Raw genomic sequence first — 447 nt, forward strand, 5'->3', positions numbered from 1 at the left:
AGCGCTGATCGTTCAGGCACGGGCCTTCTAAAACGCAACAAAGAAGCACCTCGTGCAGCGCAGGATGAATATGGTGAGATGGGCTTAACCGCGAAGCTGCGCGCTTCAAACAGCGTGCTGAAACTGGGCACGCTGCAACCTCGACTGCCAACCGTCCAAGCAAACGATTCGCGCCTGCTGCCACAGACCTTTCAAGGCGGGCACCTGAATTCGCTGGAGATTGCCGGCCTGACCTTCGATGCCGGCCAGCTCAAACAAGTAAGCCAGCGCGACTCATCCGATAGCGAAGACCTCAGCATTACCAGCGGCGCAGCCCGCGCTATCAGCGGCGGCGGAACCCAGAATAGCGATCCTGAATTCAACCCATAAGTGCAACGCTCACCCCTGCATACACTTCGTACGGTGTCTTCCAGCCCAGGCGTTTGCGTGGGCGTAAATTGATCTTCG

At 57.7% G+C, this 447-nt stretch carries 1 pseudogene; it reads left to right on the top strand.

The features are described from left to right. A pseudogene (locus AUK77_RS00050) lies at nt 1–303 on the top strand (OprD family outer membrane porin); the annotation flags it as partial. Nucleotides 304–447: the final 144 nt, after the last annotated feature.

This window comes from Pseudomonas sp. Ga0074129, assembly GCA_001465025.1.
Classification (GTDB): Bacteria; Pseudomonadota; Gammaproteobacteria; order Pseudomonadales; family Pseudomonadaceae; genus Aquipseudomonas.